General features: G+C 72.5%; 14 protein-coding genes and 1 pseudogene. 5 read left to right on the forward strand and 10 right to left on the reverse strand.

Going from position 1 to position 15,386, the window contains the following annotated elements:
- Positions 1–78 precede the first annotated feature (78 nt).
- Positions 79–747: a methionine ABC transporter permease gene (locus EF903_RS15650; RefSeq protein WP_125543841.1), complete on the reverse strand. Its 669-nt coding sequence runs from the start codon at positions 745–747 to the stop codon at positions 79–81.
- A complete protein-coding gene (locus EF903_RS15655; protein WP_125543842.1) occupies positions 744–1,811 on the reverse strand; it encodes a methionine ABC transporter ATP-binding protein in 1,068 nt (355 codons plus the stop codon). The genes EF903_RS15650 and EF903_RS15655 overlap by 4 nt, the downstream gene beginning before the upstream one ends.
- Positions 1,812–2,302: 491 nt before the next feature.
- Between EF903_RS15655 and EF903_RS15660 the strand changes: the two genes are divergently transcribed.
- Both EF903_RS15660 and EF903_RS15665 read left to right on the forward strand, forming a co-directional pair.
- The gene (locus EF903_RS15660; RefSeq protein WP_125543843.1) at positions 2,303–2,671 is read left to right on the forward strand and encodes a hypothetical protein; all 369 of its coding nucleotides are present in this window, start codon (positions 2,303–2,305) and stop codon (positions 2,669–2,671) included.
- Positions 2,664–3,122, forward strand: coding sequence for a hypothetical protein (locus tag EF903_RS15665; protein WP_390336034.1), 459 nt, complete (start codon positions 2,664–2,666; stop codon positions 3,120–3,122). The genes EF903_RS15660 and EF903_RS15665 overlap by 8 nt, the downstream gene beginning before the upstream one ends.
- Here the strand turns inward: EF903_RS15665 and EF903_RS15670 are convergent.
- From EF903_RS15670 to EF903_RS15680, 3 genes are all read right to left on the reverse strand, one after another.
- Complete coding sequence (locus EF903_RS15670; protein ID WP_125543844.1) at positions 3,112–3,624, reverse strand: GNAT family N-acetyltransferase; 513 nt, start codon at positions 3,622–3,624, stop codon at positions 3,112–3,114. The genes EF903_RS15665 and EF903_RS15670 overlap by 11 nt on opposite strands.
- Before the next feature lie 38 nt (positions 3,625–3,662).
- On the reverse strand, positions 3,663–4,178 hold the full coding sequence (locus EF903_RS15675) for an RNA polymerase sigma factor (protein ID WP_125543845.1): 516 nt from the start codon (positions 4,176–4,178) through the stop codon (positions 3,663–3,665).
- 112 nt (positions 4,179–4,290) lie between these two features.
- Positions 4,291–5,475, reverse strand: a complete 1,185-nt coding sequence (locus tag EF903_RS15680) for a glycerophosphodiester phosphodiesterase (RefSeq protein ID WP_125543846.1) — start codon at positions 5,473–5,475, stop codon at positions 4,291–4,293.
- Positions 5,476–5,777: 302 nt separating this feature from the next.
- On the opposite strand from EF903_RS15680, the gene EF903_RS15685 reads away from it, so the two are divergent.
- Positions 5,778–6,407 carry a 1-acyl-sn-glycerol-3-phosphate acyltransferase gene (locus EF903_RS15685; protein WP_125543854.1) on the forward strand — a complete coding sequence of 210 codons (630 nt, stop codon included), beginning with the start codon at positions 5,778–5,780 and terminating at the stop codon, positions 6,405–6,407.
- Between the two features lie 20 nt (positions 6,408–6,427).
- Here the strand turns inward: EF903_RS15685 and EF903_RS15690 are convergent, their stop codons facing one another.
- From EF903_RS15690 to EF903_RS15700, 3 genes are all read right to left on the reverse strand, one after another.
- Entirely contained in the window at positions 6,428–7,906 is a 1,479-nt protein-coding gene (locus tag EF903_RS15690) for a membrane-associated oxidoreductase (protein ID WP_125543847.1), read from the reverse strand.
- A 68-nt stretch (positions 7,907–7,974) separates the two neighbouring features.
- Positions 7,975–9,537 (reverse strand): MFS transporter, encoded by a 1,563-nt coding sequence (locus EF903_RS15695; protein WP_125543848.1) that lies wholly within the window; start codon positions 9,535–9,537, stop codon positions 7,975–7,977.
- 3 nt (positions 9,538–9,540) lie between these two features.
- On the reverse strand, positions 9,541–10,086 hold the full coding sequence (locus tag EF903_RS15700) for a TetR/AcrR family transcriptional regulator (RefSeq protein WP_125543849.1): 546 nt from the start codon (positions 10,084–10,086) through the stop codon (positions 9,541–9,543).
- Positions 10,087–10,169: 83 nt separating this feature from the next.
- Here EF903_RS15700 and EF903_RS15705 point away from each other — a divergent pair, with 83 nt between their 5' ends.
- Positions 10,170–10,703 (forward strand): HAD domain-containing protein, encoded by a 534-nt coding sequence (locus EF903_RS15705; protein WP_125543850.1) that lies wholly within the window; start codon positions 10,170–10,172, stop codon positions 10,701–10,703.
- A 1,246-nt stretch (positions 10,704–11,949) separates the two neighbouring features.
- On the opposite strand, the gene argH is transcribed toward EF903_RS15705, so the two are convergent.
- Both argH and EF903_RS15715 read right to left on the reverse strand, forming a co-directional pair.
- Complete coding sequence (gene argH / locus EF903_RS15710) at positions 11,950–13,380, reverse strand: argininosuccinate lyase (protein WP_125543851.1); 1,431 nt, start codon at positions 13,378–13,380, stop codon at positions 11,950–11,952.
- A gap of 155 nt (positions 13,381–13,535) precedes the next feature.
- Entirely contained in the window at positions 13,536–14,729 is a 1,194-nt protein-coding gene (locus tag EF903_RS15715) for an argininosuccinate synthase (RefSeq protein ID WP_125543852.1), read from the reverse strand.
- A gap of 252 nt (positions 14,730–14,981) precedes the next feature.
- Between EF903_RS15715 and EF903_RS15720 the strand changes: the two are divergent.
- Positions 14,982–15,386, forward strand: a pseudogene (locus EF903_RS15720) (hypothetical protein); the annotation flags it as partial.

The raw sequence follows: 15,386 nt of genomic DNA on the forward strand, positions 1-15,386 counted from the left end.
CAGCGTCGGCGGCGGCGAGATCATATGACGGGCGGTGCAGTGCTGGCCCCGCCGGCGGGGCCGCCGGGCGGGCCGGTGTCAGGCCGTGCGGCCGCGGCGGGCGAGGAGGCGTACGGCGCCGTCGCCGATGAGCTGGATCGCGGTGACGAGGGCGATGAGGATGGCGACGGTGGCGAGCATGAAGCCGGTCTCGAAGCGCTGGAAGCCGTAGGTGACGGCCTTGGAGCCGAGGCCTTCGCCGCCGACGGCGCCGGCCATGGCCGAGTAGCCGACGAGGGTGATCAGCGTGGTGGTGACGGCGGCGACGAGCGAGGGCAGGGCCTGGGGCAGGAGCACCTTGCCGACGATGGTCGGGACTCCCCCGCCCATGGACTCGACGGCTTCGACGAGGCCGTGGTCCACCTCTCGGACTGCGGTCTCGACGAGGCGGGCGAAGAAGGGGATGGCTCCGATGGCCAGCGGGACGATCATGGCGGTGGGGCCGATGAAGGTGCCGACGACGGCGGTGGTGACCGGGATCAGGGCGATCAGCAGGATGATGAACGGCAGCGAGCGGCCGATGTTCACGACCACGCCGAGGACCTTGTTGAGCGGCCGGTTCTGCAGGAGGCCGCCCTTGTCGGTCAGGACGAGGAGGATGCCGACGGGCAGGCCGCCCAGGACGGTGACGAGGGTGGACCACAGCACCATGTAGAGGGTGTCGTACGTGCCCTGGGTGAGCAGGGGCTGCATCTCGGACCAGGTCACTTGGCACCTTCCTTGACGAGTTCGGCGATCTCGGTGTCGAGGTCGGGGCCGGCGGTGTCGAGGGTGTCGACGGGCTCGACCTGGAGGCCCTGTTCGCGGAGGAAGCCAACGGGCACGACGTTGTCCTCGTAGCGGCCGGGCAGCTCGATGCGCATGCGGCCGACCTGGCGTCCGCCGACGGTGTCCATCGCGGCGCCGAGGATCGAGATGTCGATGTTGTAGGTCCGGGACAGCTGGGAGATGACCGGCTGGGTGGCGGCGTCGCCGTGGAAGGTGACGTCGACGACCGTGCGGTCGGGGCCGCCGGCGGCGCCGGTGAGGGGGAACAGCTCCTCGGCGAGTTCGGAGCCGGGGGTGGCGAGGAGCTCGGCGACGGTGCCGGACTCGGTGATCCGGCCGCGCTTCATGAGGGCCGCGGAGTCGCAGACGGTCTTGACGACGTCCATCTCGTGCGTGATGAGCAGGACGGTGAGGCCGAGGCGCTGGTTGAGGTCGCGCAGCAGCTGGAGGATGGAGCGGGTGGTCTCGGGGTCCAGGGCGCTGGTGGCCTCGTCGGAGAGGAGCACCTTGGGGTCCCCGGCGAGGGCGCGGGCGATGCCGACGCGCTGCTTCTGGCCGCCGGAGAGCTGGCCCGGGTAGGCCTTGGCCTTGTCGGCGAGGCCGACGAGGTCGAGGAGTTCGAGGGCCTTGCGGGAGCGCTCGCGGGAGGGGGTGCCGAGGATCTCCAGGGGGAGTTCGACGTTGGCCTGGACGGTCCGCGAGGACAGCAGGTTGAAGTGCTGGAAGACCATGCCGATGCGGCTGCGGGCCTCGCGGAGCTCCTTGCCGGCGCGGCGGCCGCGGCCGGCGAGGGCGGTGAGGTCGACGCCGTCGACGGTCACGGTGCCGGAGGTGGGGCGTTCCAGCAGGTTGACGCAGCGGATGAGGGAGGACTTGCCGGCGCCGCTCTGGCCGATGACGCCGAAGACCTCGCCTTCGCGGACGTGGAGGTCGACGCCGTCCAGGGCGGTGACCTCGCGGCCACGGGACTGGTAGACCTTCGTGAGGCCCGATGTGGTGATCACAGGATTTCCGTCGCTGTCGAGTGCGCGGCGCAGCGGTGGGTGCCGGGCGCCGTGCACGGGCAAACATCTGGGGCGCGATACGGGTCAAACCGGATTCATGCGGCGGTTTCCACGTAGGCGCGGGGCAGGAGCGGTCCGTTCCGTTCTGCGGGGCAGGGGCGGGGCGGACGGGCTCGGCCGGTCTCGCTTCGGGGCGCGGGACGGGTGGAGAGGGGCCCTCAGAAAGCGCACATTCGACACATACAACGAGCACCGGGCGTCATCGTCGCCTCGGTCGCAAGGGTGCGGCTGCTCGTCGTGGTCATGGGCCCCAGTAAACCAGACATATCCCTTGACCGATCAATTATGTCCGAATAGCGGACGATCATGAGTCGTATACCGGACACAATCGATCGCCTTCGGCCATCCGGCCCGAGGGCGCACGGGCCGGCCGCGGCGGCCCGCGCAGGGGCGGGCGCAGCCGCTCCCCCGGCCCGTAATACGCTCGCTGCATGCTCGACGCCCTGACGGTCGCCATCGGCGCGGCCGCCCTCGCCCTCGCCGCCTGGTGCGGTTTCGCCGCGCTGCGGAACCAGCCGACCAAGGACTGGCACTTCATCGGCATGGGTGTGGTGACCCTGCTGGTCCTGGCCCAGTCGGTGGTCGGCATCGTGATGCTGGCCCGCGGCGAGCGGCCCGACGAGGGCTCGGTGATCTTCCTGGCGTACCTGGTCGGCGCATTCGCCGCGGTCCCGGCCGCCGGACTGCTCTCGCTGAGCGAGCGCACCAAGTGGGGATCGGTGACGGTGGCCGCCGGCGCGGTGGTCCTCGCCGTCCTCGAAGTACGGCTCTACGACATCTGGGGGACCCCCGGTGCCTGACACGGACCACACCCCGGCGGCGGCAGGAGGCGCCGACGCCGCCCCGGACGCCCCCGCGGCCCCCGGCCGGCGGCGGCTCGTCTCCGGGCCCGGACTACTGCTCGTCTGGCTGTACGGCGTGATCACGGTCGGCGCGGTCTCGCGCTCCGTCTACCAGATCTCGACCGAGTTCGACCGGGCGCCGCTGCCGTACACCCTGACGGGCGCGGCCGCGCTCGTGTACTGCTTCATCACGTACTCGCTGGTGCGCGGCGGCGAGCGGGCCCGCAGGGCGGCGCTGCTGTGCTGCGCCGCCGAGCTGGCGGGCGTCCTCGTCGTCGGCACCTGGACGCTGCTGCGCCCGGAGGCCTTCCCGGACGCCACGGTGTGGTCGCAGTTCGGGATGGGCTACCTGTTCATCCCGGTGATCCTGCCGATCACCGGGATGCTCTGGCTGCGCGTCAGGCGCTGACCGCGAAATCGGCGGCGCCCGCCGCCCTCTCCTTCTCCAGGACCACCAGGCGCACGCCGTCGGACGCGGTGCGCCCGCCGACCTGCACGTAGCCCGCCTTGCGGTACAGCCGCAGGTTCGACTCGCTCTTGTGGCCGGTGTGCAGGCGGAAGCGGGTGGGGGCCGACTCGCGGCCGCCGAGCGCCTCCTCGACGGCCCGCAGCAGGCGGGCGCCGAGGCCGTGGCCCTGGAGGCGGGGGTGCACGCACAGCTTGGCGATGCTGCCGGCGCCGTCCTCGTCGATGCGGCCGCGCACGGTGCCCACCACTTCCTCGCCGAGCCGGGCGACGAGCACGGTGTCGGACGCGAGCTCCGCCTTCAGGGAGTCCAGGGTCTGGGTGAGCGGCTGGATGCGGTAGTTGCCGTACAGCTCGGCCTCGCGCTGGAACGCCAGGTACTGCAGTTTGAGGATCTGCTCGGTGTCCTCGGCAACCGCCGCCGAAATGGTCACGCTCATGCCCATGTGCGCACGCCTCCTGCTCACCTGGTGGCCCGTTGGTTCTACCGCTCCCTTCCCCGAAGGCCAGGAGCCCCAACCTCTGACGCGAGCATTCTGCGCAGACATCCCAGGCAACGGGAACGGACGGGCCCCAAACTTCCTTGTGAGATACCCAACTCTCCTGCGATTTCACGGTAAGTCAGGTCTCTGGGCGACAGAAGTGCCCGCATCAGCTCGGGACAGCGCCCGGGCAATCGGGCGACCGCCGAACGGAGTGCCCGGTGCTCCTCCCCGTGCAGCGCCGCCTCCTCGGGCGCGGCGCCCGCGTTCCCGGGCCGGCTCCCGTACGGGACCTCCCGGCGCGCCCGGCGGCGGGCGCGCCGGGCCTCGGCCCGTACGGCCCGGCGCAGCCAGCGGGCGGGCTCGGCGGGGGCGGGGGCGGCCTCCAGCAGCCTGACCCAGACGGCCTGTTCCAGGTCGGCGGCCTCCATGCCCGCGCCGGCGGCCTCCGCGGCCGCCTCGGCGGAGAGCAGCGGGCCCAGTCGGTCGAGTACCTCGGAGTCCTTCAGCGGGTCCATGCCGGGCGGGACGCGCGGGCGGCGCCCGGCGGTTTCCCCTCCCGGCACGACCCACCCGAAGGCGGTGCTCCGCTTCCTGGTTGACGTACGTCCGGGCGGCGGCCGGGTGCCCTCAGGGGCGGCCGCGGCCGGGCCGGAAGTCCTCGGCCGCGAGGAGGCCGGTGTCGGGCTGGTCGGTGAAGATGCCGTCGATGCCCTGTGCGAAGTAGGCCCGCAGCGCGCCGAAGGCGTCCCCGTAGGCGGCCGGGTCGGTGCCCCTGCGGAACTCGGCCGGCAGGAAGGCGTTCTCGTTGCGGGCGGTGTAGGGGTGCAGGACGAGCCGTCGGGCGTGGGCGTCGCGCACGAGGGTGGTGGGGGTGCCCAGCCGGCCGTCCGCGGTACGCGGGATGACCAGGTCGAGGGTGGGGCCGATGCCCTGGGCAAAGGAGGCGATCCACTTCAGGCCCTCGGGCGTGAACAGGTCCGCGACGGTGCGCGGGTCGCCGGCGAGGACGAAGTCCCAGGGGCGGCTGCGGGCGTCGGAGAGCAGTACGACGCGCGGCGCGTCGACCAGCCGGGAGAGGCGCCGGATGCTGGACGGCTCGAAGGACTGGAGGAAGACGGGGGCGTCCCGGCCGTCGCGGCCGTGGCGGCGAAGCAGCCGGGCGAGGGGCTCCTCCAGTCCGAGGCCGAGGGAGCGGAAGTAGCTGGGGTGCTTGGTCTCGACGTGCAGCCAGACCCGCCGCCCGCGCCGCCTGCCCTCGCGGTCGGCCCAGCGCAGCACCTCCTCGAAGGTGGGGACGTCCCAGCGCCCGTCGTAGAGGGTGTTGCGCTGCCGCACGGCGGGGATGCGCTCCTTGGCGCGCAGGGTCTTCAGTTCGGCGAGGGTGAAGTCCTCGGTGAACCAGCCGGTCACTGAGGTCCCGTCGATGGTCTTGGTGGTGCGGCGGGAGGCGAACTCCGGGTGGTCGGCGACGTCGGTGGTGCCTCCGATCTCGTTCTCGTGCCGGCACACCAGGTGCCCGTCGCGGGTCGGTACCAGGTCCTGCTCGACGACGTCGGCGCCGAGGTCGAGGGCGAGCGCGTACGAGCCGAGGGTGTGCTCCGGCCGGTGCCCGGAGGCGCCGCGGTGGCCGATGACCAGCGGCACGGGCAGCGCGCGGAACCCGCCGCCGTACCGGTCCTCCCCCGCCCGCCGCTCCTGCCCGGGCTCCGCGGCGGCCGCGGAGCCCGCGGAGAGTCCGGCCGTGCCGGCGGCGCCGGCCGCGAGGACGGCCGCCCCGAGGACCGTGCGCCGTGCTGCCCCACCCTGCGTCATGAATGGCACTCCCTGCTGGTCGGGGGCCGCGGCGGGACCGGCGCGCCGGCGCCCGCGGCGGCCCGGATCGGCGAGCCGATGGTAGGCACCGGCGGGTGGCCCGGAGGGGGGTGCCGGCCGAACATGGCGCAAACGCGCGTCAACAATGCGTTTCGAACCGGTGAACCCGATGTGCGATCAGACCTGACCCGCGAGTATCGTCCTCACCTGCACGGCCCCTGCGCCGTGCACAGCCGCTTTTGGATGCCGGAGGGCTCACGTTGTTCCGTACCGCGCTCATCAAGGCCACCGTCGGACCGGTCATGCGCATGATGTTCCGCACCCGTGTGGAGGGCGTCGAGAACATCCCCGGATCCGGGCCGGTGATCCTGGCGGGCAACCACCTCACGTTCATCGACTCGATGATCCTGCCGCTGGTCTGCGACCGGACCGTCCACTTCATCGGCAAGGACGAGTACGTGACGGGCAAGGGCCTCAAGGGCCGCGCCATGGCCTGGTTCTTCACCGGCTCCGGCATGATCCCCGTCGACCGGGACGGCGCCAACGGCGGCGTCGCCGCGCTGATGACCGGGCGCCGCATCCTGGAGGAGGGCAAGGTCTTCGGGATCTACCCGGAGGGCACCCGCTCCCCCGACGGCCGCCTCTACCGCGGCCGCACCGGCATCGCCCGGCTCACCCTGATGACCGGCGCCCCCGTCGTGCCGTTCGCGGTGATCGGCACCGACAAGCTCCAGCCCGGCGGCAAGGGCATGCCCCGCCCCGGCCGGGTCACCGTCCGCTTCGGCGAGCCGATGGAGTTCTCCCGCTACGACGGCATGGACCGCGACCGCTACGTGCTGCGCGCCGTCACCGACTCCGTGATGGCCGAGGTCATGCGGCTGTCGGGCCAGGAGTACGTGGACATGTACGCCACCAAGGCGAAGGCCGCCTGACCCGGGACCCCGCCTGGCCCCTACTGCCGGCGCAGTGACCGGCTGATGCCCGCCGCGGTCGTCGTGGCGAGGACCCAGCCGGTCACGATCAGCAGGTACGACAGCCACTGCGCCCAGCCGCGCGGCGCGAAGGCCTGCTCCTGGCCGAACCCGATGATCGGCAGCATCAGGTCGAGGGTGTAGAAGACCGGGTTGAACTCGGGTGCCTCGTCCGGCTTGAGCGGCGGCGGGGGGCGCATCCCGTACGCGAGCGAGCCGGTCAGCAGCAGCGCCACCAGCCAGAACGCCGCGCGCAGGGGTTGGAACCCGTAGCCCACGGTGGCGTCCTGGAGGAGCCCCCACAGCCGGCCGTGCCGGGGCAGCGTGCCCCGGTGGCGGCGGAGCTTGGCGAGCTGCACGGTCCGGGCGGCGGCCTCGTCGCCGACGGTGCGGTAGGCGGCGGCGAGCTGCTCGTAGGCGTACGGCAGGTAGCCGGACTCCTCGCGTTCCAGCGCGGGCAGCCGCTCCTCGGCAGGCAGGTGCGGGGCGAGGGTGCGGTAGGTCAGGCCGTCGATGCGGATGCGGTCGGGCCAGACGGCCGGCGGGACGTGCAACAGGTCGAAGGTGGAGCGCCGCAGGTTCACCGACCCCTGGACGGTGGGGCACTCCCGCAGCCACAGCTCCCCGGCCGTGCAGCTGGAGGCGCGCAGGGCGACCCCGCCCGGGTTGGCGAAGGAGGCGTAGGCGAGGTTCAGCTGGCCCGGTATCCGGGATCCCGTGAGGTTGACGCGGCCCCTGGCCTGCAGGCGCATGGCCCGCAGGTCGGTGCCGACGGAGAGGGTCTCGGCGTGCAGGGCGGTCCCGCCGGGGGCGAGGAGGCGGGCGTCGTCGAGGTTGATCCGGCCGCCGACGGTGGCGCCGTTGATCCGCGTCCGGCCGTGGACGGTCAGGCCCTCCGCCATGACGTCGGCGCCGACGTGGGCGTGGTTGAACTGCAGCGGCGGCTCCTCGCCCTCCCGGCAGGCGGTGTCCGGGTCGCCGATGACGGCATGCTGGAGGAAGAAGCCGCCGGCTATGCGGGCCCCGGCGAGCCGGACGGGCCCGGTGATACGGCAGTGGTCCATGCGCAGCGCGATGTCGACGGTGACGGTCGAGGCGGTCAGGCCGGGCAGCACCGAGCCGGTGAGCCACAGCCCCCGCAGCCGGGCCCCGTACACGACCGGCTTGCGCTCGAAGAGGCAGGCGCGCAGCCGGATCCCGTGGTCGATGTCGGCGTACTTGAGGACGAGCTTGCCCGTGATGCGGGCACCGCGGACGTTCAGGCCGGCGATCTGACCGTCCCGGGTGGGGCCGGTCAGCAGGAGCGCGGCCAGCGCCTCGGCCCGCAGGGTGCGCTCGGGCCCCCAGGAGGACCCGGCGGCCGGGTCCTCGTCGGGGTGCTCCCGGAAGTCGACGCCCTCGCCGCGGGGGAAGGCGTCCCAGACGCGGCGCTCCGCGGGGGTCAGCTCGATGATCTCCACCGGCGGGATGGTGTCCCGTCGGCCGACGGGCTGTCAACCGCCTTGTCGACGGGGCCCCTTGGCGGCGGTCAGGGGTGCGCCGGGGTGCCGTCCTGGAGCTTCTGCCCCTTGAGCAGGAACCATGCGGCGACCGCGGTGGCCAGCAGGACGAGCGCGCTGACCCCGGAGGCGAGCCGCAGGCCCTCCACGAAGGTGTCCTGGGCGGCGGTGACCAGGGCGTGCGCGGTCTGCGGGTCCAGCGAGGACGCGGCTTCGACGGCACCGCCGAGCGAGTCGTGCGCCGCCTCCGCGACGGCCGGCGGCACCTGCGCCGGGGCGGTGAAACTCTGGTAGACGCCGGTGACGATGGAGCCGAGGAGGGCGATGCCGAGGGCCGCGCCCAGCTCGTACGCGGTCTCGGAGACGGCCGAGGCGGCGCCGGCCTGCTCCTTGGGGACACTGGAGAGGATCACGTCGGCGGTGACGGTGAAGGAGAAGCCGGCACCGATGCCGACGGCGAGCAGGGACGCGCCGAGCAGCGGGTAGCCGCTGGTCCGCTCGACCATGGTGAGCGCGGCGAGTGCCAGGCCGATGGCGCCGAGTCCGCCCGCGACGACGGCCCGGACCGAGAAGCGGCGGGCCCAGGCGCCGGCCAGCAGGCCGGTGGCGACGGCGCCGATGGCGGCGGGCAGTTCGGCCAGGCCGGCCTCCAGGGGCTCGCGGCCCTGGACCAGCTGGAGGAACTGCGAGAGGAAGAACAGCAGCCCTGAGAGGCCGAACACGGTCAGCAGGTCGGCGACGACCGCGCCGGAGAAGCCGCGGTCCTTGAACAGCCGCACGTCGAGGAGGGGCGCGTCCAGGGTGAACTGGCGGCGGACGAAGGCGTACAGGGCGGCCGCACCGCCGAGGGCCGCCCCGGCGACCTCCGCGGTCAGGCCGTGCGTGGCGGCTTCCTTGACGGCGTAGACGACGCCGATGACGCCGACGAGGGACAGGGCGACGCTGAGGAGGTCCCAGGGGCCGGCGACCGGGTTCTTCGACTCCGGCAGCAGCTTCACGCCGACGACGACCAGGACCGCCATGACGGGCAGGTTGATGAGGAAGACCGAGCCCCAGTAGAAGTGCTGGAGCAGCGCCCCGCCGACGACGGGGCCGACGGCCGCGCCCGCGGAGGCGGTGGCTCCCCAGATGCCGATGGCGAGGCTGCGCTCGCGCGGGTCGGTGAAGATGTTGCGGATCAGCGCCAGCGTGGACGGCATGAGGGTCGCGCCGGCGACGCCGAGGAGGGCCCGGGCGACGATCATCATCTCGGGGGTGGTGGCGCAGGCGGTGAGCACGGACACGGCGCCGAACGCGGTCGCGCCGGTCAGGAGCAGCTTCTTGCGCCCTATCCGGTCGCCGAGTGAGCCCATGGAGACGAGCAGGCCGGCGATGACGAAGGAGTAGATGTCGCCGATCCACAGCAGCTGCGTGCCGGACGGCTTCAGGTCCTCGGAGAGGGACGGGGTGGCGAGGCCGAGGACGGTGGCGTCGACGGCGACGAGGAGGACGGCGAGGACCAGGACGGCGAGCGCGAGCCAGCGCCCGCGGCTGCCGCCGCCACTGGTGCCCTCCGCCCCGTTCAGGGGCTTCAGCTGCTCGGTGCGGGTCATGTCCTATCGCTTTCGTTGTGCTCCGCCGAGCAACAGCTCGGTGATCATGTGGTGGTAGTCCTTGGCGGCGACCCGGCCGTCCATGACGGCCCAGGCGCAGGTGCCGATGAGGCCGTAGAGCGCCTCGGTGAGCCAGGCGGGGCTGAGGTCGATGCGGATGTCGCCCTCGGCCTGGCCGCGCCGGAAGAGGGAGCTGACGCGGGCGTCGAGCCGGGCCCAGCCCTCGTTGACCTGGTCGCCCTCGAAGAGCTGGTTCTCGGTGACGAGGAAGGCCAGCAGCTGCGCGTTCGCCTCGCTCTCGGCGACGAGCCGGCGCAGCGCCTCGACGGCGGTGCCCTCGCCGAGCCGGGCCCGGTCCAGGGCCTGCTCGAACTCGCGGATGCCCAGGTCCTCCAGGGCGCGTACGAGGGCGTCGCGCCCGGCGAAGTGCCGGTGGAGGGTCGCGCGGCCGATGCCTGCGGCGCGGGCGACCTCGTCCATCGTGGCGGTCGACTTGCGGGAGAGCAGGGCTGCGGCGGCGCGGAGCACCTGGTCACGATCCATGGCCATGAGACAACGATACACCAAATGAGACGTCGATGTCTCATTTTAATGCGATGCCCCCACCGACCCCGGACCGGAAGACTGCCGAAATGACGAGAAAGCCACTGCTCCTGATCGACGTGGACGGCCCCCTGAACCCGTACGCCGCCCAGCCCGAGCGCCGTCCCGCGGGCTACACCACCCACCGCATGCGCCCGAGCGGCTGGACCGGGGCCGAGAGCGCAAAGCCGCTGCGCGTGTGGCTGAACCCCTCCCACGGAGCGGAGCTGCTCGCGCTGGCGAACGCGTACGAGCTGGTGTGGGCGACGACCTGGAAGGACGAGGCGAACGACTGGATAGGCCCGCACCTCGGGCTGCCGCGGCTGCCGTACATCGACTGGCCGCAGATGCACGGGCGGGCGCCGGCCGGAACGTTCTGGAAGACGCAGTACGTCCTGGAGTACGCGCGGGGGCGGGAGTTCGCCTGGGTCGACGACGACATCACCGACGCGGACCGCGAGTACGCCGACCGCCACCACCTGCAGCGGGCGCTGCTGATGCGGATCGACCAGCGGATCGGGCTGCTCCCCGCGGACTTCGCCGCGTTGGCGCGGTGGGCGGTGGGGCGGCGCGCCGGGTTTTGATCATGAGCGACGCGCGCGCCTAGCATGCTCATGCCACCCCCGCCGCCTGACGCCGACGAAAGCGACCCATGCGCATCCAGCGGATCCTCGCCACGACCGCCGCCCTCGCCTGTCTGACCGCCCTCGCCGGGTGCAAGGAGGGCGGCGACCGGAGCTCACCGCCGGCCGGTGCCTCCGCATCCGCCTCCTCCCCCGGCGGCGCCACCGCCGGGGGGACCCTCGCCGCGGCACAGGAGCAGCTGCGGAAATTCGCCTCCTGCGAGGACCTGAGCTCCAAGCCCGGCGACCCGCGGCTCCCGGCACGCGACTTCCCCAAGGCCGGCCAGTGGTCGGTCGAGGAGGTCGCCGTCTGCAGCGACACCTCCGAGACGGGCGCGATCGTGATCGCCGTCCCGAAGGACATGAAGGCCTTCCAGGAGGGCTACAAGCAGTACGTCATGGACAGGATGGCCGCGGGCGACGGCGCCTACGGGCTGTTCGACCAGGTCCTGGTCGGCAAGGGCTTCGTCGTCTTCCCGACCCGCACGCCGACGTCCGTGAAGCTCGTCCGCTCCGACCTGCGCGTCCTCGTCTGCAACCCCGGCGGCCGGGTGCCCGAGGGATACAAGCGGGAGAAGCCCCTCGTCGAGGGCTGCTCCCTCACCGACTTCGTCGCCACCGAGGACGGCTCGGGCAGCCCGAACTTCGAGATCCCGCAGAACCCGGACAACGGCGGCGAGCCCAAGCCCGGCCAGCCGAAGAGCGGCAGCCTCGGCCTCCCCCGCGCCGGCAGCCTCCCCGAACTGCGCAAGCTCGTCGGCAACAGCCTCGCCTGCGGGAAGAACTACTCGACCGACCCCGAGACCGTGGCCGTCTCCTCGATCGACTACGTGCCCGTGGTCACGGGCAACGCGCTGGACTGGGGCGTGACGGGCCGCGCCCTGTGCGGGCAGCCGGCCGGCGAACGCCGCGCCCACGACCTGAGCTGGCTGAGCACCGTCGGGGACATGAAGCGGCTCCAGGCGAAGGCCAAGGCCGCCCAGCAGGCCGACCTGAAGGACGACGGCCGGCTCAAGGCCACCACGAGCCTGCTGCTCGTCGGCGAGAACATCGCGGTCGAGACCAACAGCCCCTCGTCCCGGTTCGGCCTGTACCAGCTGCAGTTCCTCTACCTGAACTGCACTCCCGGGTTCACCGCCCCGGCCGGCTACCGGCTGGGGCGCAGGGCCGCGGGGTTCGGGGGCGGCGGCAGCGGCAGCGGCAGCGGCTACTGCTTGTGCTGCGCCCAGGCGTGCTGGATGACCAGGTCCGCCTTCAGCTCGGTCAGCTGGAGCGCCACCGCGGACGGCGCGGTGCCGCCGCGGCCGTTGCGGGAGGCCAGCGCGCCGGGCACGTTCAGGACCGTCCGCACCTCCGGGGTGAGGTGCTCGGAGATCTTCGCGAACTGCTCGTCGGTGAGCCCGTCGAGCTCGATGCCGAGCGCCTCGCACTCCTTGACGCACTCGCCCGCCACCTCGTGCGCCACCCGGAACGGCACGCCCTGCTTCACCAGCCACTCGGCGATGTCCGTGGCGAGGGAGAACCCGGCCGGGGCCAGTTCCTCCATGCGCTCCCGGTTCACGGTGAGCGTCGCCATCATCCCGGTGAAGGCGGGAAGCAGCACCTCCAGCGTGTCGCAGGAGTCGAAGACCGGCTCCTTGTCCTCCTGGAGGTCGCGGTTGTACGCGAGAGGCAGCGCCTTGAGGGTGGCGAGCAGGCCCGTCAGGTTGCCGATGAGCCGGCCGGACTTGCCGCGCGCCAGCTCCGCGATGTCCGGGTTCTTCTTCTGCGGCATGATCGACGAGCCGGTGGAGAAGGCGTCGTGCAGGGTCACGAAGGAGAACTCCTTCGTGTTCCAGATGATGACCTCCTCCGCGATCCGGGACAGGTTCACGCCGATCATCGCCGTGATGAACGCGAACTCGGCGACGAAGTCCCGCGAGGCCGTCCCGTCGATCGAGTTGCCGACCGAGCCCCGCTCGAATCCGAGGTCGGCGGCGACCGCCTCCGGGTCCAGGCCCAGCGAGGACCCGGCCAGGGCGCCCGAGCCGTACGGGGAGACCGCCGTGCGGGTGTCCCACTGGCGCAGCCGCTCGGCGTCCCGGGACAGGGACTGCACGTGCGCGAGGACGTGGTGGGCGAAGAGCACCGGCTGCGCGTGCTGGAGGTGGGTCCGGCCCGGCATCGCCACGTCCGGGTGCGCCTCGGCGAGTCCGATCAGCGCGTCCTGGAGGTCGGCGATGAGCCCGCCGATGATCCGGGCGTGGTCGCGCAGGTACATCCGGAAGAGCGTGGCCACCTGGTCGTTGCGGGACCGGCCGGCGCGCAGCTTGCCGCCGAGCTCGGGGCCGAGCCGCTCCAGCAGGCCCCGCTCCAGGGCGGTGTGGACGTCCTCGTCGGCGATGGTCCCGGTGAAGGAGCCGTCGGCGACATCCGCCTCCAGCCGGTCCAGCCCCTCCAGCATGCGGTCGAGCTCGTCCGCGGTGAGCAGGCCGGCCTTGGCGAGGACCCGGGCGTGGGCGCGGGAGCCGGCGATGTCGTACGGGGCGAGGCGCCAGTCGAAGTGGACGGACGCGGACAGCTTGGCGAGGGCCTCGGCGGGGCCGTCGGCGAACCGGCCGCCCCAGAGCCGGACGTCGCCACCGTTGTTGCTGCTCACTGCTGCTGCTCCTCAAGACTGCTGCGACCACAGCGACGGCTGCGTCGAATGTGTCGGCTGTGTCGGCTGCGTGTGGGTGTGCGACGGCCTCCCCGCCGCGGAGGTACGGGGAGGCCGTCCGGGTGCTGCGTCGTGCGCGCTGCCGGGGCCTCGCCTCAGGCGAGGTCGCGCTTCGCGGCGATCTTCGCGGAGAGGGCGAAGATGTCGATGAAGCCCTGCGCCTTGGACTGGTCGAAGGTGTCGCCGGTGTCGTAGGTGGCGAGGTTGAAGTCGTAGAGGGACTCCTCGGACTTCCGGCCGGTGACGACGGCCCGGCCGCCGTGCAGGGTCATCCGGATGTCGCCGGTGACGTGCTGGTTGGCCTCGTTGATGAAGCCGTCCAGGGCCCGCTTGAGCGGGGAGAACCACAGGCCGTCGTAGACGAGCTCGCCCCAGCGCTGCTCGACCTGCCGCTTGTAGCGGGCGAGCTCGCGCTCGACGGTGACGTTCTCCAGCTCCTGGTGGGCGGTGATCAGCGCGATGGCGCCGGGCGCCTCGTACACCTCGCGGGACTTGATGCCGACGAGGCGGTCCTCGACCATGTCGATCCGGCCGATGCCCTGGGCGCCTGCGCGCTCGTTGAGCTGCTGGATGGCCTGGAGGACGGTGACGGGCCTGCCGTCGATGGCGACGGGCACGCCCTCCTTGAAGGAGATGACGACCTCGTCGGGCTCGCGCGGGGTGGCCGGGTTCGAGGTGTACTCGTAGATGTCCTCGATCGGCGCGTTCCAGATGTCCTCCAGGAAGCCCGTCTCGACGGCCCGCCCGAAGACGTTCTGGTCGATGGAGTACGGGGACTTCTTGGTGGTGGCGATCGGCAGGTTCTTCGCCTCGCAGAAGGCGATCGCCTTGTCCCGGGTCATGGCGTAGTCCCGGACGGGCGCGATGCACTTGAGGTCGGGGCCGAGGGCCTGGATGCCGGCCTCGAAGCGGACCTGGTCGTTGCCCTTGCCGGTGCAGCCGTGGGCGACGATGCCGGCGCCGTGCTTCTTCGCCGCCGCGACCAGGTGCTTGACGATGGTGGGGCGGGAGAGCGCCGAGACCAGCGGGTAGCGGTCCATGTAGAGGGCGTTCGCCTTGATGGCCGGGAGGCAGTACTCCTCGGCGAACTCGTCCTTGGCGTCCGCGACCTCGGCCTCGACGGCACCGCAGGCGAGCGCGCGCTTGCGGATGACGTCCAGGTCCTCGCCGCCCTGGCCGACGTCCACGGCGACGGCGATGACCTCGGCGCCCGTCTCCTCGGCGATCCAACCGATGGCGACGGAGGTGTCCAGGCCGCCCGAGTAGGCGAGTACGACGCGCTCGGTCACGGGTTTCTCCTTACGGTGCATTCAACGACAGGCATAACTATGCATGACTCCGTATGTTTCGTCAATCGACGGGCGTGTCGCGGCCCTGACCTGGGGTTTTCGGGGACGATATCCGGGTGCCAGAGCGGGGGAAGGGGCCGTAGGGTCGGAGTCCCGGACCGGGGAGGCGCAAGCCGCGGAGTCACCCGGTCGAGGTGGGCGAGCCCGGCACGAGGCCGGGGGCGGGACACAGCGGAGGAGGAGGACGGACACGTGGATGCACGGAGCCGGGAGGCCGGCCAGGGGCGCGCGGCCGCCCTCGCACTGCTGCGGGGCGCAGCCCCGCCCGCCGGCCGGCTGCTGCCGTCGTCGGCCGGACCCGACGCCTGGATCGCCTTCGACGAGGAGATCCGCCGCCACGGCCCCGACCCCCTCCCCGAAGCAACCGCGGCCACCTTCCGCACGCGCCTCTTCGCCCCTCTGGGCCGCCGCCTTCCGGAACCGCCCGTCGAGGTGCTCCTGTGCCACCCCGACGGCAGGGTCCGCGAAGCCGCCCTCGGCACGCCGCAACCCCCGCCGGAGCTCGTCGTGATCCGCTGCGCGGACTGGGCCGCCGCCGTACGCGAACCGGCCCGACGCCTGCTCGACCGCTCCGTCGCCGACGCCCCCGCCGCCACC

The sequence above is a fragment of the Streptomyces sp. WAC05292 genome (genome assembly GCF_003949955.1).
Lineage (GTDB): Bacteria > Actinomycetota > Actinomycetes > Streptomycetales > Streptomycetaceae > Streptomyces > Streptomyces globosus.